The organism is Mycetocola tolaasinivorans, from assembly GCF_003667565.1.
Taxonomy (GTDB): Bacteria; Actinomycetota; Actinomycetes; order Actinomycetales; family Microbacteriaceae; genus Mycetocola; species Mycetocola tolaasinivorans.
Map to the genome: position 1 here is coordinate 64079 of NZ_RCUX01000002.1, position 16130 is coordinate 80208.

A 16130-nucleotide genomic window follows, 5' to 3' on the forward strand; every position below is an offset into this window, starting at 1 on the left:
GTGCCTGCTATCCTCGGAGTCATCAGTGAGGGGAGCGGTGCCGAATGTGCGCGCGAATCATCTGGGCGGTCAATGCCGCCGGGTACACGACGGAGTTTGAGGCGTTCACGCGGGAGCGGTTGGGTGTGTCCCCGCTGCCCACCGCACACCGTATTGTGAGCGACCTGGTGCGCCCGACCGCCCGGCAGTTTGTGCTCGGGGAGGATGCCTGCGAGTGCCGCAGCCTCATCGGCCTGGGGGAGTCGGATCAGCCCGAGCGGGGAAAGCCCTCGGCGGAGGCGCTGCTGTCCTGGCTGCGCGAGCTGCCCGAGCACGCACCCCACCTCAGTACCCTGATCGCGCTGCGGGCATGGAGCCCGGAGGATGCGGCGCTCACGCCGGTCGCGGAGCACTCCGTGACGGTAACCGCCGTGACCGAGGCGCTGCTGCGGGGTGTCGCAGACAACGAGCTGCTCGCGGTTGGCTATGCGCGCTAGGCGCTAGGCGCTAGGCGCTAGATGCTCGGCGTTACGCGGGGACGCTGATTCGGCCGGTGTCGGTGCGCTCGTGCGCGGAGGCCGCCGCGGCCGCCGCGATTGTTGCGGCCTCGCGGCGGGCGTGTTCCTCGGCGAGCATCGCGGCGGTGATGACCGGGATCACGACGGTGGCGGGCAGGATCTCGACGGCCGACTCGGCGGGCTGGGCGTCGCCCATCACCGGCACGGTGCCGGTTCCGGTGGAGGTGACGGTGGTGAGCGCGTCGGTCATCGGGTCGGCGATGGCGGCGGTGCGTGCGGCACGACGGGTGCGGCGCACGAGCATGATCGAGGCCTGCAGGCCGATGACGATCCAGATACCGTTGACCACCGCGGAGGGCCACGCTCCGTTTGATGCCGCGCTGATCAGCAGCAGGGCCGCGCCCACGATGTTGCCGGCCTGGAACCACGGCGAATCAGCGGCGAGTTTGCCCGCGCTGAGCAGTCCGTATGCGGCAACGGTGAAGACGGCGCCGATCCATCCGGCGGCAACGATGAGAAGCGAGAAATCCACGGTGTTCTTTCATATCTGGTGTGGGCGAGGCCCGGCGATGCACGGTGCACCGAGAATTTAGTTTCGGTTATCCCGGAGGTAAGTGCAAGTTACATTTTCTGATGGATAACGTAAGATTTGCTTATGTCCGATATTGACCCGAAAAGACTCGCGTTTCTGCTCGCCGTAGCGCGACACGGCAGCATACTTTCTGCGTCAGACGCGTTGCATGTCACGGCATCTGCTGTATCGCAGCAGATTTCGCGTTTGGAGCTGGAACAGGGTGTGGCGCTGCTGGATCGTGGGCCGCGCGGGGTGACGCTCACGCCGTCCGGGCGCATCCTGGTGGAGACGGCCGAGAGTATTGAGCGGGAACTGTTGGAGGCGCGCGGTCGGCTGGTGCAGGCGCAGCAGGAGGTGACCGGTCCGGTGTCGATCGGGGCGTTCCAGACCGTGCTGTCCGGGTTGATTGTGCCGCATCTGGCGCAGCTACGTGAGGCCCTGCCGGGAATCGAACTGCGCCTGCACGATGCGTCCACGCTGCGCCTGCCGCGAATGCTGCGCAGCGGCGATGCCGATCTGATCATCTTTGATCGCGAACTCGATGAGGGCTCACCCGCCCACACGCGTGACGTGCCGCTGCTGGATGACCCCTGGCGGCTCGTGGTGCCGCAGGCAACCCCGGCCGATCTCGGGGTGGACGAACTCATCGCGCTGCCCTGGCTGGGAGTGGCGGCCGAGGGTGCATCGGCGCGGGCGGTGGAGCGCACCCGGATTCGCCTCGGCGTGACCTCGACGCCCGTGCATGGCTATGAGGATTTCCCGGCCGCGCTCTCGCTGGTGGCCGCCGGCCAGGGGGTGACGCTGCTGCCCGATCTGGCGCTGCAGGAGGCCCTGCCCGCGGGGGTGTCCGTACGCGAGATGCCGGGGCTCGGCACCCGCTCACTCACGCTGCGGCATCGGGCGACCCGGCGCGAACCCTCGGCCGCAACCTCGATCGTGGTGGATGCCCTGGTGCGGCTCGCGCGCGACTGGCAGGCATCGCGGGCCTGAATCGCGACGCCGTTGGCCTGCCGCGGTTATGTGTGGGCGAGCTGGGCGAAGATGTCCCGCTGGCTGTTGAGGACCCGGTGGATGCGCACGATCTCGGGATCCTCGGTGTAGAAAATAATGTACGGGAAATGCTGGAGAGCGAGGCTCAGAAGGCCCGGGACTCCGGCGTCCTCAGCAAACTTTGGTGAGCCGAGATTCGGATGGGCGGCGAGCATACCCGTCGCGGTATCGAGGGTGCTGACAAGGCGCGTCGCCGCATCAAATGCATCCTGCTCGATGTAGTAATCGACGGCCGCTTCGATATCGTGGTCCGCGCTCAGGGTGGTGACGACGCGGCGGGCCATCAGGAGGCGTCGCGGGCGTCGGTGATGCGGGCGTGCAGTCGATCGAAGTATGCGTCATTCAGCTCTGACCCCGTGCCAGAGGCTGCGCCCTCGAGGATAAGTGTTCGGAATTCGGTACGTGCCTGTTCTCGACGGATGAGGTCTCGCATGAACTCGCTGGCGTTGCCGTATCGCGCGTTGTCGCCGACCTGGGATTCGACGAAGTCCTTGAGCGATTCGGTGAGGGAGATGTTCATGGATGCCATGGGCCGATTTTACCAACGATGGCAAAGATTGTCATTAGTTCCATCAGTTCCACGAAGTGATTGCGTATAGGAAATTAAGTTGCGTATGTGAGGTTCGGGTGTCAGACTCGAAGCGTCCGGGAGAGGCCCGGACGGAACCAAGGAGTACCCGTGAGTCACACCGTCGACGAAGAAGTCACCCCCGAGACTGTTGCTGGGCAGGCTGCCGAGCCGAGTCGTGCCGAGCTGGCCGCGGCGGGCGAGCAGCGCATTGCCTGGATCCGCACCCGCATGGGAATGCTCGCCAACCTGCGTGAGCGCTTCGCGGCGGAGCGGCCGTTTGAGGGCGTGACGATCGGGCTCTCGCTGCACGTGGAGCCGAAGACCGCGGTGCTGGTGGAGACCCTGGCCGCCGGTGGCGCGCGCATCGTCGGGACCGGAAACCACGGCTCGACCCAGGATGACGTGGTGGCCGCCCTGCAGGAGCGCGGCATGACGATCTTCGGGCGTCGAGACGACTCCATCGAGGAGCACCACCGCAACCTGGCACGCACCATCGCCGAGCGTCCGCAGATTCTGCTCGATAACGGGGCCGATCTGGCGGCTCTCGCGGTGCGCGAAGGTCTCGCGGAATCACTGATCGGCGGCACCGAGGAGACCACCTCCGGCGCATTCCGGCTGCGCGAGGAGATGGACGGCGAGGTTCCGTTCCCGGTGATCGTGATCAACGACAGCCCGCTCAAGGCCATCGGTGAGAACCGCCACGCGGTGGGGCAGAGCGCGGTCGAATCGTTCATGCGACTGACCAACGTGCAGGTGCCCGGGCGTCGTTTTGTGGTGGCGGGCTACGGCTGGTGTGGCCGCGGTATCGCCCAGTATCTGCGCGCCCTCGGTGGCCGGGTTTCGGTGGCCGAGATTGATGAGATCGCCGCCTATGAGGCCGCGTTCGACGGCTTCCGGGTGGCGCCGCTGGCGGAGCTTGCGGGCTCGGCCGACGTCATCATCACCGCTACCGGTCGAGCCGGAATCCTCACCGCCGAGCACCTGGACCTCCTGCAGGACGGCGCGATCCTGGGCAACATCGGGCACTTCCCCTGGGAGATCGACGTGCCGGCGCTCACCGCCGCGGGCACCGTCAGCGCCGTGACCGAGGAGATCGACGCCATCACGCTTCCCGGCGACCGCACGGTGTACCTGCTGACCGGCGGGCGCATGTACAACCTGGCTGGCACCGCCCCGCGCGGCAACTCGATCGAGTCGATGGACGTGGGCTTCATGATGCAGGCCCTCTCGCTCGAACGCATCGCGCTGCAGGCGGCGAACCTGCCCACCGGCCCGCAGCCCGTGCCGGATGACATTAACCGGCACATCGCCCGTCAGACGCTGACCCTGCTCGGCAGCGCCCTCGCCTAGCACCGCGCGATTCTTGAGCGCTCATTGAGCGCTCAACGGGGGCGGGAAACCGCGGCGGGATCGGTACACTCGAACACTATGAGCATTGATCCCGCCGCGGCGTCCCCGGCCGACTCCGCCCCCGCCTATGCCGCACCGGCGGTGGAGAAGGCGCTCGACATTCTGGAGTTTCTCGCCGAGACCCCGGGGCCGGTGAGCCAGCAGGCCATCGCGCAGCGCACGGGCCGTTCGGCCGCCCAGATCTTCCGGGTGCTCAGCGTGCTGGAGCGCCGCGGATACATTGCCCGCGATGAGGGCTCCGGGTTGTACTCGCTGAGCCTGCGCCTGTTTGAGCTCGCGCATCGCCACGATCCGATTCGTTCGCTGGTGTGGCTCGCGCAGCCGATCATGCGTCGCCTCGCGGCCGCGGTTGGGCAGTCCTGCAACCTCGGCTATCGCGCGGGCGACCACCTGGTGATCCTGGCCGAATCGGCCGGACCCGGGGACTTCGGATTCCGCGTGCGCGTGGGTGCGGAGTTTGACCTGCGCGGTACCAACGCGGGTCGGGTGCTGCTCGCGTTTGCCGGAGCGGAGGCCGCGGCCGGCGATGCCGAGCTTGTCGACGTCGAGCTCGCCGACACCCTCGCGGTCATTCGCGCGGCCGGTATTGCCGAGCAGCCGGATGGCCTCTACCCCGGGGTGACCGACCTCAGCGCCCCGATCCTCTCCCGTGAGGGCGTGGCCCTCGCCTGTCTCACCGTGCCCTATGTGGCCACCTCGCTGAGCACCCATCCGGCCGGTTTCGTGCGTGATGAACTCCTCGCCGCGGCCGCCGCGATCACCGAGCTCCTCGCGGGGGCGGACGCCTAGCCCGTCTCGCCGACGCTAGTCCGCGGTGTCCTCCGCGGGGGAGTAGGTGGGGAACGGGTCGGGAAATAGCGCCCAGGTAGCCGGCCCCGCTTCGAGCTCGGCGTCGGTGAGGGCGGCCTCGTCGAGAGCGCGGGTGAGTGCGTCGAGATCCAGGTCTAGTCCGATGAATGCGAGGTCCTGGCCCACCGAGATCACGTCCGCGGCCGCCGGGTGGTCGTCGACGCCCACGAGGTGATCGTTGGCCTGAAGGATCTGGAACGCGATGGTGCACCCCACGTGCTCCCAGCGCATGGTCTCGCCCGGCCGGGTCGCGAAGCGGCAGAACCCGGCGGAGCGCGCCACCAGGCCAAACTCGCCCGGTTCCACCCGGTCATCCAGCAGCTGGCGGAGCCTGCCCGGGTGAAGCGGGCGCAGCTGTTGGTAGTGCAGGGTGGAGACCCGGGGATCCGTCATGTGTGGGTCGGCATCGTCGTTGAGAATGCTCACCCAGCCCGCGCGATCCTGCCCGACGGTGTAGTCGGGCTCGCCGGGGTGGGTCCGTGCGATTGCGGCGTCGTCGATTCCCGCGTGCTGCAGGCGGAGCCGGGCTCGCGGGGCGAGCGCGCTGACCAGGGCCATCACCGTGGAGAGATCCGGGGTGCTCAGCACATCCCAGTTCACGAGGATTACCGTGGAGGCGTACTCCAGCTGGGTTACGGTCAGCAGGGCGCGCGCCGTGTACTCGGTGGGGTTGCCCGCGGGGGTGCGCGCGGTGACGATGAAGTCCTCGGCGGCGAGGTCGTCCAGCAGGTGCGCGGCATCCACCACGCAGATCAAAGCGGTCAGGCGGGTGCCGGATGCGGGGTCGGCGAGCGCCCCGATGAGCTCGGTGGCGGAGGCCGTGGCCGGGCACTCAACTACCACTCCGGCGGAGGGATCGATCCAGGCCATGTTGTCCGCGGCCGCCCGGATTGCGGCGGAACCCGCGGCGAGGTGCGTGGCGGGAATCAGCGCGCGTCCGCTCTGATTCGCCAGGGTTTTTGCATGGAGCCGGCGCTCCGGCGCGCACGCTCCCACAACCGCCACCACGTCTACCTGGTTCACTCGCTACTCCTTCTGCCGTTTCGCGGCACGGTGCCGACACTGTATGTTAATGATAACAGTTCTCAATAGTAAGGAAATCGTATGAAGGTTCGCGCCTCGCTCAAGTCTCTGAAGAATCAGCCCGGATCCCAGGTGGTGCGCCGCCGCGGACGCACGTTCGTGATCAACAAGCTCAACCCGCGGTTCAAGGGCCGCCAGGGCTGACCGGTGGGCGGGGCCCGAATCCGGACCCCGCCCGCGGCGGCGAATCGGGGATTTCCCTCGGCTGATGGAGGCTATGTCCGTGGGCACGGTAGGCTATACGGGTGAGTAATGAAATTGAGATCGGTGTCGGTAAGAGCGCCCGTGGCGTATTTGGATTCGACGATGTCGCCATCGTCCCGGACCGGCGTACTCGCGATCACCGCGACGTCTCGGTGAACTGGCAGATCGACGCCTTCACCTTTGAGACCCCCTTCATCGCCGCCCCGATGGACTCGGTTGTCTCGCCGACCACCGCGATCACCATCGGCAAGCTCGGTGGCCTCGGCGTCCTCGACCTCGAGGGCCTCTGGACCCGCTACGAAAACCCCGAGGCGCTGCTCGCCGAAATCGCCGAGCTGCCCGCGGAGCGCGCCACCAAGCGCATGCAGGAGATCTACTCCGCCCCGATCATTCCCGAGCTCGTGACCGCGCGCATCGCCGAGATCCGTGCCGCCGGCGTGCCGGTTGCCGCCGCGCTCTCGCCGCAGCGCACCCAGGAGCTCTCCGACACCGTGGTTGCCGCGGGTGTTGACATCTTCGTGATCCGCGGCACCACGGTGTCCGCCGAGCACGTCTCCAAGGAGACCGAGCCGCTGAACCTCAAGAAGTTCATCTACGAGCTCGACGTTCCCGTCATCGTGGGTGGCGCGGCCACCTACACCACCGCCCTGCACCTGATGCGTACCGGTGCCGCCGGTGTGCTCGTGGGCTTCGGCGGCGGTGCCGCCTCGAACACTCGCGCCACTCTCGGAATCCACGCCCCGATGGCCACCGCCGTGGCCGATGTGGCCGGCGCACGCCGTGACTACATGGTGGAGTCCGGTGGACGCTACGTGCAGGTTATCGCCGATGGCGGTCTGGGCTCCTCGGGCGACATCGTCAAGGCCATCGCCTGCGGTGCCGACGCCGTGATGCTCGGCACCACCCTGGCGCGCGCCACCGATGCTCCCGGCCACGGCTTCCACTGGGGTGCCGAGGCCTACCACCCGCAGGTCCCGCGCGGCCGCCGCGTCGAGGTGGGTACCGTCGGTTCGCTCGAGGAAATCTTCCACGGCCCCGCCAGCACCTCCGATGGCAGCGCCAACCTCACCGGTGCCCTGCGCCGCGCGATGGCTACCACCGGCTACTCGGACCTCAAGGAGTTCCAGCGCGCACCGCTGGTCACCCGCCGCTCGATGTAACACGGCAGCGATTCCGTAACACCGCGTATGAATGCGTCGTCCCCACTTCGGGACGGCGCATTCGTCGTTTCCGCGGGGATCCGCGGCTCGTTCATGTAATGCTGGGCGTTTGCATCCCGCCCACTCGGCAAAAGCTCAGAATTTCAGGATCAGACCTTTCGGCCGGGCGCGTGCCTGAGTAGGCTCGGTGGCAGGCGGTTCGACCGGTCCTGGTCGTCCGCAGACAGCTTGGCCGGAATCGGCTTGCCGGTTCCCACCATCGAGGGAGGGCACATGGCAGCGGAAAAAAAGACCACGAAGCCGGCGGCGGGGCAGGGATCCCGTGCCGATGAGCCTCGGCGCGTGGGACTCGGCCCGGAGCAGCGTTCGGCCGCAATTGAGGCGCTCAAGGAGCGCGAACTCGACGTTCTCGTGGTCGGTGGTGGAATCGTGGGGGCCGGTTCGGCCCTCGATGCCGTGACCCGTGGCCTGAGCACCGGCATTCTCGAGGCGCGTGACTGGGCGAGCGGCACCTCGAGCCGTTCCTCGAAGCTCGTGCACGGCGGCATCCGCTACCTGGAGCAGCTCGACTTCCGCCTGGTGCGGGAGGCACTGATCGAGCGCGGTCTGCTGCTGCAGCGCCTCGCCCCGCACCTGGTCAAGCCGGTGCGCTTCCTGTATCCCCTGAACCGGCCGGTGTTTGAGCGCTTCTACATCGGTGCCGGCATGATGTTGTACGACATCTTCTCCTACACCGGCGGCCGTCCGCCGGGGGTGCCGCACCACCGGCACCTGAGCAAAAGGCAGGTGCAGCGGGCGATCCCGTCGCTGCGCAATAATGCGTTTGTCGGCGGCCTTACCTACTACGACGCCCAGGTGGATGACGCCCGTTACGTGGCCTCCCTGGTGCGCACCGCCGCGAGCTACGGGGCACACGCCGCGAGCCGGGTGCGGGTTGAGGGTTTCCTCAAGGTGGGTCAGCGTGTTGTCGGCGTGAAGGCCCACGACCTCGAGACCGGCGAGCACTTCGAGGTGCGTGCCAAGCAGGTTGTGAACGCCACCGGTGTGTGGACGGATGACACCCAGGCGCTCGTGGGCGAGCGCGGGCAGTTCAAGGTGCGTGCGTCGAAGGGTATTCACCTGGTGGTGCCGCGCGATCGCTTCCAGTCGAACATGGGTCTGCTGCTGCGCACCGAGAAGAGCGTGCTGTTTGTGATTCCCTGGGGCCGGCACTGGCTGATCGGCACCACCGACACCGACTGGGACCTCGACAAGGCTCACCCTGCGGCCACCGCGGCCGATATCGATTACCTGCTGGAGCACGTCAATAAGATCCTCGCGGTGCCGCTCACCCGGGATGACGTGGAGGGTGTGTACGCGGGTCTGCGTCCGCTGCTGGCCGGTGAGAGTGACCAGACCTCGAAGCTTTCTCGCGAGCACATCGTGACCCACTCGGTTCCGGGCCTCGTGGTGGTGGCCGGCGGTAAGTGGACCACCTACCGCGTCATGGCGAAGGATGCCGTGGACGCCGCGGTGGATGCCCTGGACGGCAAGATCCCGAAGTCCGCGACCGAGAACATCGCGCTCGTGGGGGCGGAGGGCTATCAGGCCGCGTGGAATAAGCGCGCGAAGATTGCCCGCGCGTTCGACGTGCATCCGGCCCGCATCGAGCACCTGCTGAACCGTTACGGCACGCTTGCCAATGAGGTTCTCGACCTCATTCGTGAGCGGCCGGAGCTCGCCGAGCCGCTGCCCGGTGCCGATGACTACATCGGCGCGGAGGTCGTGTATGCGGCCACCCACGAGGGTGCGCTGCACCTCGACGACGTGCTCGCCCGCCGCACCCGCATCTCGATTGAGGCGTGGGACCGCGGGGTGTCGGCCGCTCCGGTGGCCGCGAAGCTCCTCGGCGAGGCCCTGGGCTGGAACGCCGCCCGGGTCAAGAAGGAAACCGATCTCTATCTCGAACGAGTCAAGGCCGAGCGGGCCTCGCAGGAACAGCCGGACGACGTCTCGGCCGACCGCGTGCGTCTCGAAGCCCCCGAGGTGGGCGAGGCTTAGCCCCTCGCATACGGCGGCGGCCCCGGATCGATGATCCGGGGCCGCCGCCGTGTGTATTACCCGCGTTAGCTGTCTCGCACTGCCGGCGGTATTCCCGTCGCGTCCGACGCTGCAAACACCTCTTCGATTGTGACCGAGAAGAACTCGGCGATGCGAAAAGCGAGGGGCAGCGAGGGGGAGAAGACACCCTTTTCGATGGAGATGATGGTGCGGCGGGACACCTCGAGAGCCTCGGCCAATTGCGCCTGAGAGAGCCCGCGTCGCTCCCGCCTCAAGCGCACATTATTCAGCACTTTTTACCCGGATTGCGTAGCGCATCCAGAAATCTGCCAACGCGAATACAACCAGAATGACGAGCGCCGTGGTGCCCGAGATCCACTGCGGGAAGATCACGAGAACTGCCACCAGGGCGATGGCGGCAACGAGCACATCGATGAAGGCTGCCGCCTGGGCCCTGAGAGAGTCATCTCGCTCCACACCGTCCTGCGCCCCGGTGCCGTGCCTGCGCTCGCGAACCCGCTTGATGCCAAATCCCACCGCCGCACCAGAGCCGACGATGGCCGCCACGACAAACGTCGTAACCGGAGAGTGTCCCTCGGGCCCCCAGTAGGAGAAAGCCGCGGCAAGTGCGGCAGAATACAGTGCGATTGCGACCACCGTGGTCGCTACCTTGATGCTTGTTTTCATTGCACCCACCTCAAGGATGTGAAGCTTACTTCACCCGTATGTGAAGTAAGCTTCACATGCTTTTGCGCTCACCGCAAGTGCCACCGGCCAGTGGATATGTGCCTGACTACCGCAGCACGCTCAGGACCGCGAGCGCCACGAACCCCGCGATCATCGCGTAGGCGCTCCACCTGCGGACGATCGTGTGATTCGCGACGAACGGGCTGAACAGGAAGATCGCGCCGCTCACCCAGAACTGAAAACCAGGAAGCCAGGGGGCCGGAGCAAATATCGGTCCCGCGAACGTGCCCCAGAGGGCCGTGAGGGCGGCGCACACCAATGCCGCGAGGAAAACGCGGCGCTTGAGAGCCCCGGTTCTGGGGCTCTGCCCAGCGGTAAAGACCTCGCGAGAGCGGGGGAGCAGCGCGAGGCCAATCCCGGTAAGGAGCGCGGCGGGACCCACAATGATGAGCAGCGTCAACGCCAGCATCGGAGCCCCGAGCGGCCAGGACAGAACGATGGCGATGAAGAGCGGTGCGCTCCCAGCCGCACCTGCCAGGAGGCAGTAAACGATCCAGATGGAGGTAGTGTCTGATCGTCTAATCTGACCTATCTCCATGTGGGTCATTCAGCTAACGCGATACTGACGAATTTATGTTCTGCGCTGCACAAACCCCAGGCATAAGACAGATGAAATTGTCCCCATTGGCTCTCAAGAGTTGCTTCCAATACAGGTTTCCACTTCGGGTCTCAAAACGTGCATACGCTTCATGAGCAGGAACAGGCTGTCGAGATCCCTGAATCGATACCGTCCCGCTCTGGTAGAGCTTGACCCAGGAGAGGGAATAGCGAATCGCGCCGCCTGGCGGGCAAAATGGGTTCGTGGCCTCGTGTGAGATGCCGAATGTGACGAGTCTTCCTGCACGCCTTGGGTTTTGGAACACCATGCCCCCGTCGGCGGCTGTCTTTGATTCCAAGAGCCGATTGGACGATGAAAACTTCTTAGTTTCTCCGACGCTTTTCACATAGGTGATGTCGTATGGTGCGGGGTTGTTCCAAGAGACGTTTAAGAACATCTGAGTTCTGTAAGAGGGAGTGGTCCACGGCGCACCGGATCCCGGATCTGCAAACCCTCGACTATCGCCACCTATCTTTTCACCAGGTCCAACACTGCAAGCTTTGTACAGCGATGTGGATGCGAACTGAGAGGGGATGAACGTCTTGTAGACAAATGCAGTAGATTCTCTCGAGTAATCGGCAGCCAAAATTTCAATCGCTGAAAGACCCAACGATTTCTTAGGTGTCGTAACCGGGATGGTTCGAGAAGCGCTTGAACCGACCGATTCAAGGGCGTACTCGTGACTAGTCCCGCCTGCGAGGCTCGAATCAAGAAATCTGCTGCCTGACGATTCGCCGATATATTCGCCATCACGGAAAACTTTATAGTTTTCACTTTTGTGTATCGGCCATTCAAATGCCACAGAGTTCTCGGTCACAACCGACGCGAACTCAGGTGTCTGTTGTAGTGAGGAGTCTCGATCAACTGCATCGCCGAAATCACCAGATGAGTACGAATACTCATCCCGCACAACAAACGTTGGTTCAGGAAGCGCAACGGGGTCAGAACCCTCGATTTCGTCCAAGGTTGGAGAGTACTGGATGGTTACTATCGCTTCTGCCTTGGTTTCAGCCTGTGTAACTATCTGCGACGTCTCACCCACGTTGGCATCCGAAGTCACTGATTCTATGATTCCAAGCGAAGGCGATTTCACCAGGACTCGCTCACCACTTTTCTCTACCGATAAGGGCTCGGGTAGTACAGCAGCCAAAGCTGGCGGGGACAAACCCAACATAACTAACGAAGCTCCGACGAACACGGAGATCGCAGACCTTACTGGTTTTCTATTGGCGTACATAAAAAGGCTCTCGGCTTTCCACTGGAGGACGTCGGTTCTAGTTACAATCGATCGTTGTATTGTGGCGAGGTTAGCACCGAGGCGACAACTCCTGAGCAATACTGATTCAACCGTGTTCTTGCCGTCAGGTTCTTACTGCGAAATGTGGCTAATCTCGGGAAAAATCTAGTGCTTGGTTCTTGCGCTTTAGGACAACTAGGACGTGTTAGCACATGCCACTGCGCAGTCCCAGGACGGGGAATAGGGCTGAAATCTAGCTAACTGCCGAAGAATGCTTGGAATCCATCAACCATGCCTAGCATTGAGTGGTCTGGGTTGAAATTCATTGTTGACTTTGGTGAATTAGATAGCTCTGCGAACATGAAGTATCAGAAAGCGCAAGTCCGTCACGGTATGGCGGGCTCGACATGACCAAGCGGAGCTACTGGGGCCACGTGGCGCTGTATTCATCCTTAGGACTACTTCAGGGCAAGGTGCAGATTTGCAGTATCTGGGCAAAGAGGTAGATTCTGCCGGGTGTTGTCGCTGCATATATTCAGAATCCATACGATAGATCGCGCATAGCGACTGTTTGGTTCCGGTCTGAAACGAAGCCATCATTAACCAACGGGGTTGGTCCTCACTGCTTGATCAACCGTCTCCTATAAGTGCAGACGTATTGCACTTGCCAAGATTTGAAGCTTGGCGTCAGGACCTACGAAGACCTCTAAGACAATTTCCACGATGATTGATAGACACTACGAAAGCGACGCTTGATGAATTTATCTTCGACAGAAATTGTTTTCAACGGCCGTTGGTGGATGCCCCAAGAATCAAAATCAGGGTATTTTTCGTCGCTTACTATTGATGAGCATGGCAGTGGCTGCTTGAGAACTGTCGCGGGTAGCTGGGTACACAGCAGAGTGGCATTCGGCACACTGCTTGACGGAACAGAAGTAACGTTGACCCGACTCGTCTCAGACACACTGCAGGGCACCTGGACTGACTTGTTTTTCGGTGCGCACATCGATTCTGTTTCAGAGTGAGGAATTGTTGAGGCAAGCGTGACTTATCAACGTATGCCGAATGGGAGCCAATTCCGCAGGTTTGCGCTGATTGGGGAACCCGTTGATCCCGAATCTGACTCGACGTCATGGCCCAAGCATCCGACGTACACAACTTGCGGACGTTTCAGCGATCCTCACGTCGCTTTAACCGTGGAGATTGATGATGCCGATCGACTGATGTTGCAGCATTACAGCGGAGATCTGATTCCTGTTGTTCGTAATAATCCAGAACACCCACGGGTTATCGTTCGAACCGATTCGCCCGTATCATTTGTCGAAATGAAGGAGCAGCTGCTCTCCATTCAAGACTTCGTGTCATTCGGTATCGGGCGGGCCGCTATCGTCGAGCATGTTGAACTCACTACCGAAGACGGGCGGACGCTTAAATATTTCGGAAAGTGGCGTGCCGGTCGTGATCACACAAACGGCTCACGTCTAACTAACCTGCTTTTTTCGTTGGACCGTGTTGACTTCGACACCGCGATGAGGGCTTGGTATTTTGCGCTTGACAACCTATATCCAGCACCGCAAGTGATTGTTTATCGGTACTACCAACCAGGCTTTTTGGAGCATGACCTCTCTGCGTCCGTTTCGGCAATTGAGAACATGTATAAACAGCTCGGTTACCCGCTCGAAATAAAACATGATCAGCCTGATGGCGCGGATGCAATTCGCACGCTAATCAATGATGCTCAAGCCAGCGACGCAAAAAGTTCAGCGATGAATGCGCTACGGGGCCGAAAGCAGGCTGTACGTTTTGCCGAAAAGCTGCGGGAACTCAGTAGCCTGCTACCACCATCCGTTTTCGAGACTCTTCGTTTCACCAGCGAGGATTGGATCGAAGGAGTACGTGAGCAGAGAAATAATGTTTCTCATACCGCATCGCATGTTACCCGTCCAGGTTCGAATGCACGTGTTGATTTAGAGCGCGGAGTTGCAAGGAGTCGAATCCTGCTGATGCTGCTCATCATGAACTCGTCAGGTTTTTCGCGGGATCATGTTGAACGGGCGATCAAAGATCTTATCGCGGAAGCTGACCGGACTTCATCATGATTTTTGGTGCATATGTTCCTTAATCGATTCGGGCCAAACTCTCTCAACGAGGTGATTCCTCATCCACTGTATTGCGAGCGGAGCCGGATGCCACCATGCGAGTTTGACGGAATCACCAATGACCAGGTCACCTGGATTCCCTTGGAACCCGTGACGCCTTTGGACTGACAAAACGGCGGCCCCGGACCCGAAGATCCGGGGCCGCCGCTTCGCGCGCGAGTGCTACGCCTGCAGCCAGACGGTCGCGTCGCCGGGCAGGATGCTCCCGGTAACCGCGGTGCTGCTCAGCAGCTGGGGCAGGGCGGCCAGCTCGGCCGGGATTTCCCAGTCGGTGGTGGCCGTGTTGCCGAGCACGATGACGTCGCCGTTGCGGAAGCCGATGACGGTTTCCGGCAGGTTTTCGATCCAGGTGACCGAACCAAGGCCCAGGGCCAGGCGCTTACGCAGCTCCAGGGCGGTGGTGTACATGGTCAGGGTCGAGCCCGCCACGCCCTGCTGGGCGGCACGGGAGTAGTCGTCCCAGTCGTCGGGCTGGGGCAGCCAGGCCTCACCGGTGGTGTTGAAGCCGTAGGCGGTGGTGCCGGGCTCCCAGGGCAGCGGCACGCGGCAGCCATCACGGCCGTAACGCTCGCCATTGGTGCGGAACCAGGTGGGGTCCTGGCGGGCCTCGTCGGGCAGGTTGATAACCTCGGGCAGGCCGAGCTCCTCGCCCTGGTACATGTAGGCACCGCCGGGCAGGGCGAGCATGAACGCGCTCGCGGCGCGGGCACGCTGCAGGCCCACCTCGCGCATGGGCTGGCCGGGGCTCTTCGGCCCGATGCCGTGACCCTGCGGGTTCTCGGCGGTCAGAGCCAGACGCGAGGCGTGGCGCACCACGTCGTGGTTCGAGAGCACCCAGGTGCTCGGGGCGCCCACTGCGCCGAAGGCCTCGAGCGACTCGTCGATCACGGGGCGCAGGGCCTTCGCATCCCAGGCGGTCTCGAGGTACGGGAAGTTGAACGCCTGGTGCATTTCGTCCGGACGCACCCACTTGGCCATCTTGCTCAGCGGGTTGATCCAGGCCTCGGCGGCCAGTACGCGGTCGCCCTCGTACTCGGCGAGAACCTTATGCCAGTCGCGGTAGATCTCGTGGACGCCCTCCTGGCCCCAGTAGGGAACCTCGAAGTCGTCTCCACCCATCGAACCGCCACCGGGGTTCGGGGTGTAGTCGGGCAGGCCCTCGGCCTTGATCATGCCGTGGGCCACGTCCACGCGGAAGCCGTCGACACCGCGGTTGAGCCAGAACCGCAGCACGCCGCGGAACATCTCGCGCACCTCGGGGTTCGTCCAGTCGAAGTCCGGCTGGGTCGAGTCGAACAGGTGCAGGAACCACTCGCCGGGGGTGCCGTCGGGGTTCGTGGTGCGGGTCCAGGCGGGGCCACCGAAGACGGACTCCCAGTTGTTCGGGGGCAGCTCGCCGTTTTCACCCTTGCCGTCACGGAAGAGGTAGCGGCCGCGCTCGGCGGAGCCGGGGGCCGCGGCCAGGGCCTCGATGAACCACTCGTGGGTGTCCGAGGAGTGGTTCGGAACGAGGTCCACAATGACCTTGATGCCGCGGCGGTGCGCGCTCGCGAGCATCGCGTCGAAGTCGTCGAGGGTGCCAAACAGCGGGTCGACGGACATGTAGTCGGTCACGTCATAGCCGGCATCCTTCTGCGGGCTGCGCATGAACGGCGAGAGCCAGACGGCATCAACGCCGAGGGTCTCGAGGGCGTCCATCCGGCCGGCAATGCCGGCGAGGTCGCCCACGCCGTCGCCGTTGGCATCGGCGAAGGAGCGCGGGTAGATCTGGTAAATAACGGCGCTGCGCCACCACTCGGGAGCGGTGGTGTCGCCTGCGGCGGAGAAGGCGGTGGGCTGAGTCATGCCGTTACTCTAGGACACTTCCTCAAAATATGGAAACGCTTGCTCAATCTCAATCGAGGTGTGTCGTTGACATAACGTATAGCCGCAAATACTGCCCTTTGCGTGG

Annotated in this window: 17 protein-coding genes; 8 read left to right on the plus strand and 9 right to left on the minus strand. The window is 63.5% G+C overall.

Going from position 1 to position 16130, the window contains the following annotated elements; genetic code table 11:
- The first annotated feature begins 44 nt into the window (after positions 1 to 44).
- The gene (locus D9V32_RS02175) at positions 45 to 476 is read left to right on the plus strand and encodes a hypothetical protein (RefSeq protein WP_121647267.1); all 432 of its coding nucleotides are present in this window, start codon (positions 45 to 47) and stop codon (positions 474 to 476) included.
- A 31-nt stretch (positions 477 to 507) separates the two neighbouring features.
- Here the strand turns inward: D9V32_RS02175 and D9V32_RS02180 are convergent, their stop codons facing one another.
- The gene (locus D9V32_RS02180) at positions 508 to 1029 is read right to left on the minus strand and encodes a CBU_0592 family membrane protein (protein WP_121647268.1); all 522 of its coding nucleotides are present in this window, start codon (positions 1027 to 1029) and stop codon (positions 508 to 510) included.
- 123 nt (positions 1030 to 1152) lie between these two features.
- On the opposite strand from D9V32_RS02180, the gene D9V32_RS02185 reads away from it, so the two are divergent.
- Positions 1153 to 2061, plus strand: a complete 909-nt coding sequence (locus D9V32_RS02185; RefSeq protein ID WP_121647269.1) for a LysR family transcriptional regulator — start codon at positions 1153 to 1155, stop codon at positions 2059 to 2061.
- A gap of 26 nt (positions 2062 to 2087) precedes the next feature.
- Here the strand turns inward: D9V32_RS02185 and D9V32_RS02190 are convergent, their stop codons facing one another.
- Both D9V32_RS02190 and D9V32_RS02195 read right to left on the minus strand, forming a co-directional pair.
- A complete protein-coding gene (locus D9V32_RS02190; protein WP_121647270.1) occupies positions 2088 to 2405 on the minus strand; it encodes a type II toxin-antitoxin system RelE/ParE family toxin in 318 nt (105 codons plus the stop codon).
- Positions 2405 to 2650, minus strand: a complete 246-nt coding sequence (locus tag D9V32_RS02195) for a ribbon-helix-helix domain-containing protein (protein ID WP_121647271.1) — start codon at positions 2648 to 2650, stop codon at positions 2405 to 2407. Before D9V32_RS02195 ends, D9V32_RS02190 begins: the two co-directional genes overlap by 1 nt.
- Positions 2651 to 2800: 150 nt before the next feature.
- Between D9V32_RS02195 and D9V32_RS02200 the strand changes: the two genes are divergently transcribed.
- Positions 2801 to 4042: an adenosylhomocysteinase gene (locus tag D9V32_RS02200; protein WP_245981953.1), complete on the plus strand. Its 1242-nt coding sequence runs from the start codon at positions 2801 to 2803 to the stop codon at positions 4040 to 4042.
- 78 nt (positions 4043 to 4120) lie between these two features.
- Positions 4121 to 4891 carry an IclR family transcriptional regulator gene (locus tag D9V32_RS02205; RefSeq protein WP_121647272.1) on the plus strand — a complete coding sequence of 257 codons (771 nt, stop codon included), beginning with the start codon at positions 4121 to 4123 and terminating at the stop codon, positions 4889 to 4891.
- A 15-nt stretch (positions 4892 to 4906) separates the two neighbouring features.
- Here the strand turns inward: D9V32_RS02205 and D9V32_RS02210 are convergent, their stop codons facing one another.
- Positions 4907 to 5974, minus strand: coding sequence for a GTP-binding protein (locus D9V32_RS02210; RefSeq protein ID WP_121647273.1), 1068 nt, complete (start codon positions 5972 to 5974; stop codon positions 4907 to 4909).
- A gap of 81 nt (positions 5975 to 6055) precedes the next feature.
- On the opposite strand from D9V32_RS02210, the gene ykgO reads away from it, so the two are divergent.
- The 3 genes from ykgO (at position 6056) to D9V32_RS02225 (ending at position 9438) form a co-directional block, all read left to right on the plus strand.
- Positions 6056 to 6178 carry a type B 50S ribosomal protein L36 gene (gene ykgO, locus D9V32_RS02215; RefSeq protein WP_121647274.1) on the plus strand — a complete coding sequence of 41 codons (123 nt, stop codon included), beginning with the start codon at positions 6056 to 6058 and terminating at the stop codon, positions 6176 to 6178.
- A 101-nt stretch (positions 6179 to 6279) separates the two neighbouring features.
- Positions 6280 to 7398: a GuaB3 family IMP dehydrogenase-related protein gene (locus D9V32_RS02220; protein WP_121647275.1), complete on the plus strand. Its 1119-nt coding sequence runs from the start codon at positions 6280 to 6282 to the stop codon at positions 7396 to 7398.
- Positions 7399 to 7671: 273 nt separating this feature from the next.
- The gene (locus tag D9V32_RS02225) at positions 7672 to 9438 is read left to right on the plus strand and encodes a glycerol-3-phosphate dehydrogenase/oxidase (RefSeq protein ID WP_121647276.1); all 1767 of its coding nucleotides are present in this window, start codon (positions 7672 to 7674) and stop codon (positions 9436 to 9438) included.
- Between the two features lie 65 nt (positions 9439 to 9503).
- Here D9V32_RS02225 and D9V32_RS02230 read toward each other — a convergent pair whose 3' ends face one another.
- The 4 genes from D9V32_RS02230 to D9V32_RS15995 all read right to left on the minus strand — a co-directional run bounded on the left by D9V32_RS02230 (position 9504) and on the right by D9V32_RS15995 (position 11843).
- Positions 9504 to 9719 (minus strand): helix-turn-helix transcriptional regulator, encoded by a 216-nt coding sequence (locus tag D9V32_RS02230; protein ID WP_425461994.1) that lies wholly within the window; start codon positions 9717 to 9719, stop codon positions 9504 to 9506.
- A 1-nt stretch (position 9720) separates the two neighbouring features.
- Complete coding sequence (locus D9V32_RS02235) at positions 9721 to 10125, minus strand: hypothetical protein (protein ID WP_121647278.1); 405 nt, start codon at positions 10123 to 10125, stop codon at positions 9721 to 9723.
- A 106-nt stretch (positions 10126 to 10231) separates the two neighbouring features.
- On the minus strand, positions 10232 to 10594 hold the full coding sequence (locus D9V32_RS02240) for a hypothetical protein (RefSeq protein WP_147440368.1): 363 nt from the start codon (positions 10592 to 10594) through the stop codon (positions 10232 to 10234).
- A gap of 142 nt (positions 10595 to 10736) precedes the next feature.
- A complete protein-coding gene (locus tag D9V32_RS15995) occupies positions 10737 to 11843 on the minus strand; it encodes a hypothetical protein (protein WP_147440369.1) in 1107 nt (368 codons plus the stop codon).
- Positions 11844 to 13216: 1373 nt separating this feature from the next.
- On the opposite strand from D9V32_RS15995, the gene D9V32_RS16000 reads away from it, so the two are divergent.
- Entirely contained in the window at positions 13217 to 14119 is a 903-nt protein-coding gene (locus D9V32_RS16000; RefSeq protein WP_147440370.1) for an ApeA N-terminal domain 1-containing protein, read from the plus strand.
- Positions 14120 to 14341: 222 nt separating this feature from the next.
- Here the strand turns inward: D9V32_RS16000 and D9V32_RS02245 are convergent, their stop codons facing one another.
- The gene (locus D9V32_RS02245) at positions 14342 to 16024 is read right to left on the minus strand and encodes a glycoside hydrolase family 13 protein (protein ID WP_121647280.1); all 1683 of its coding nucleotides are present in this window, start codon (positions 16022 to 16024) and stop codon (positions 14342 to 14344) included.
- Between the last annotated feature and the right edge of the window lie 106 nt (positions 16025 to 16130).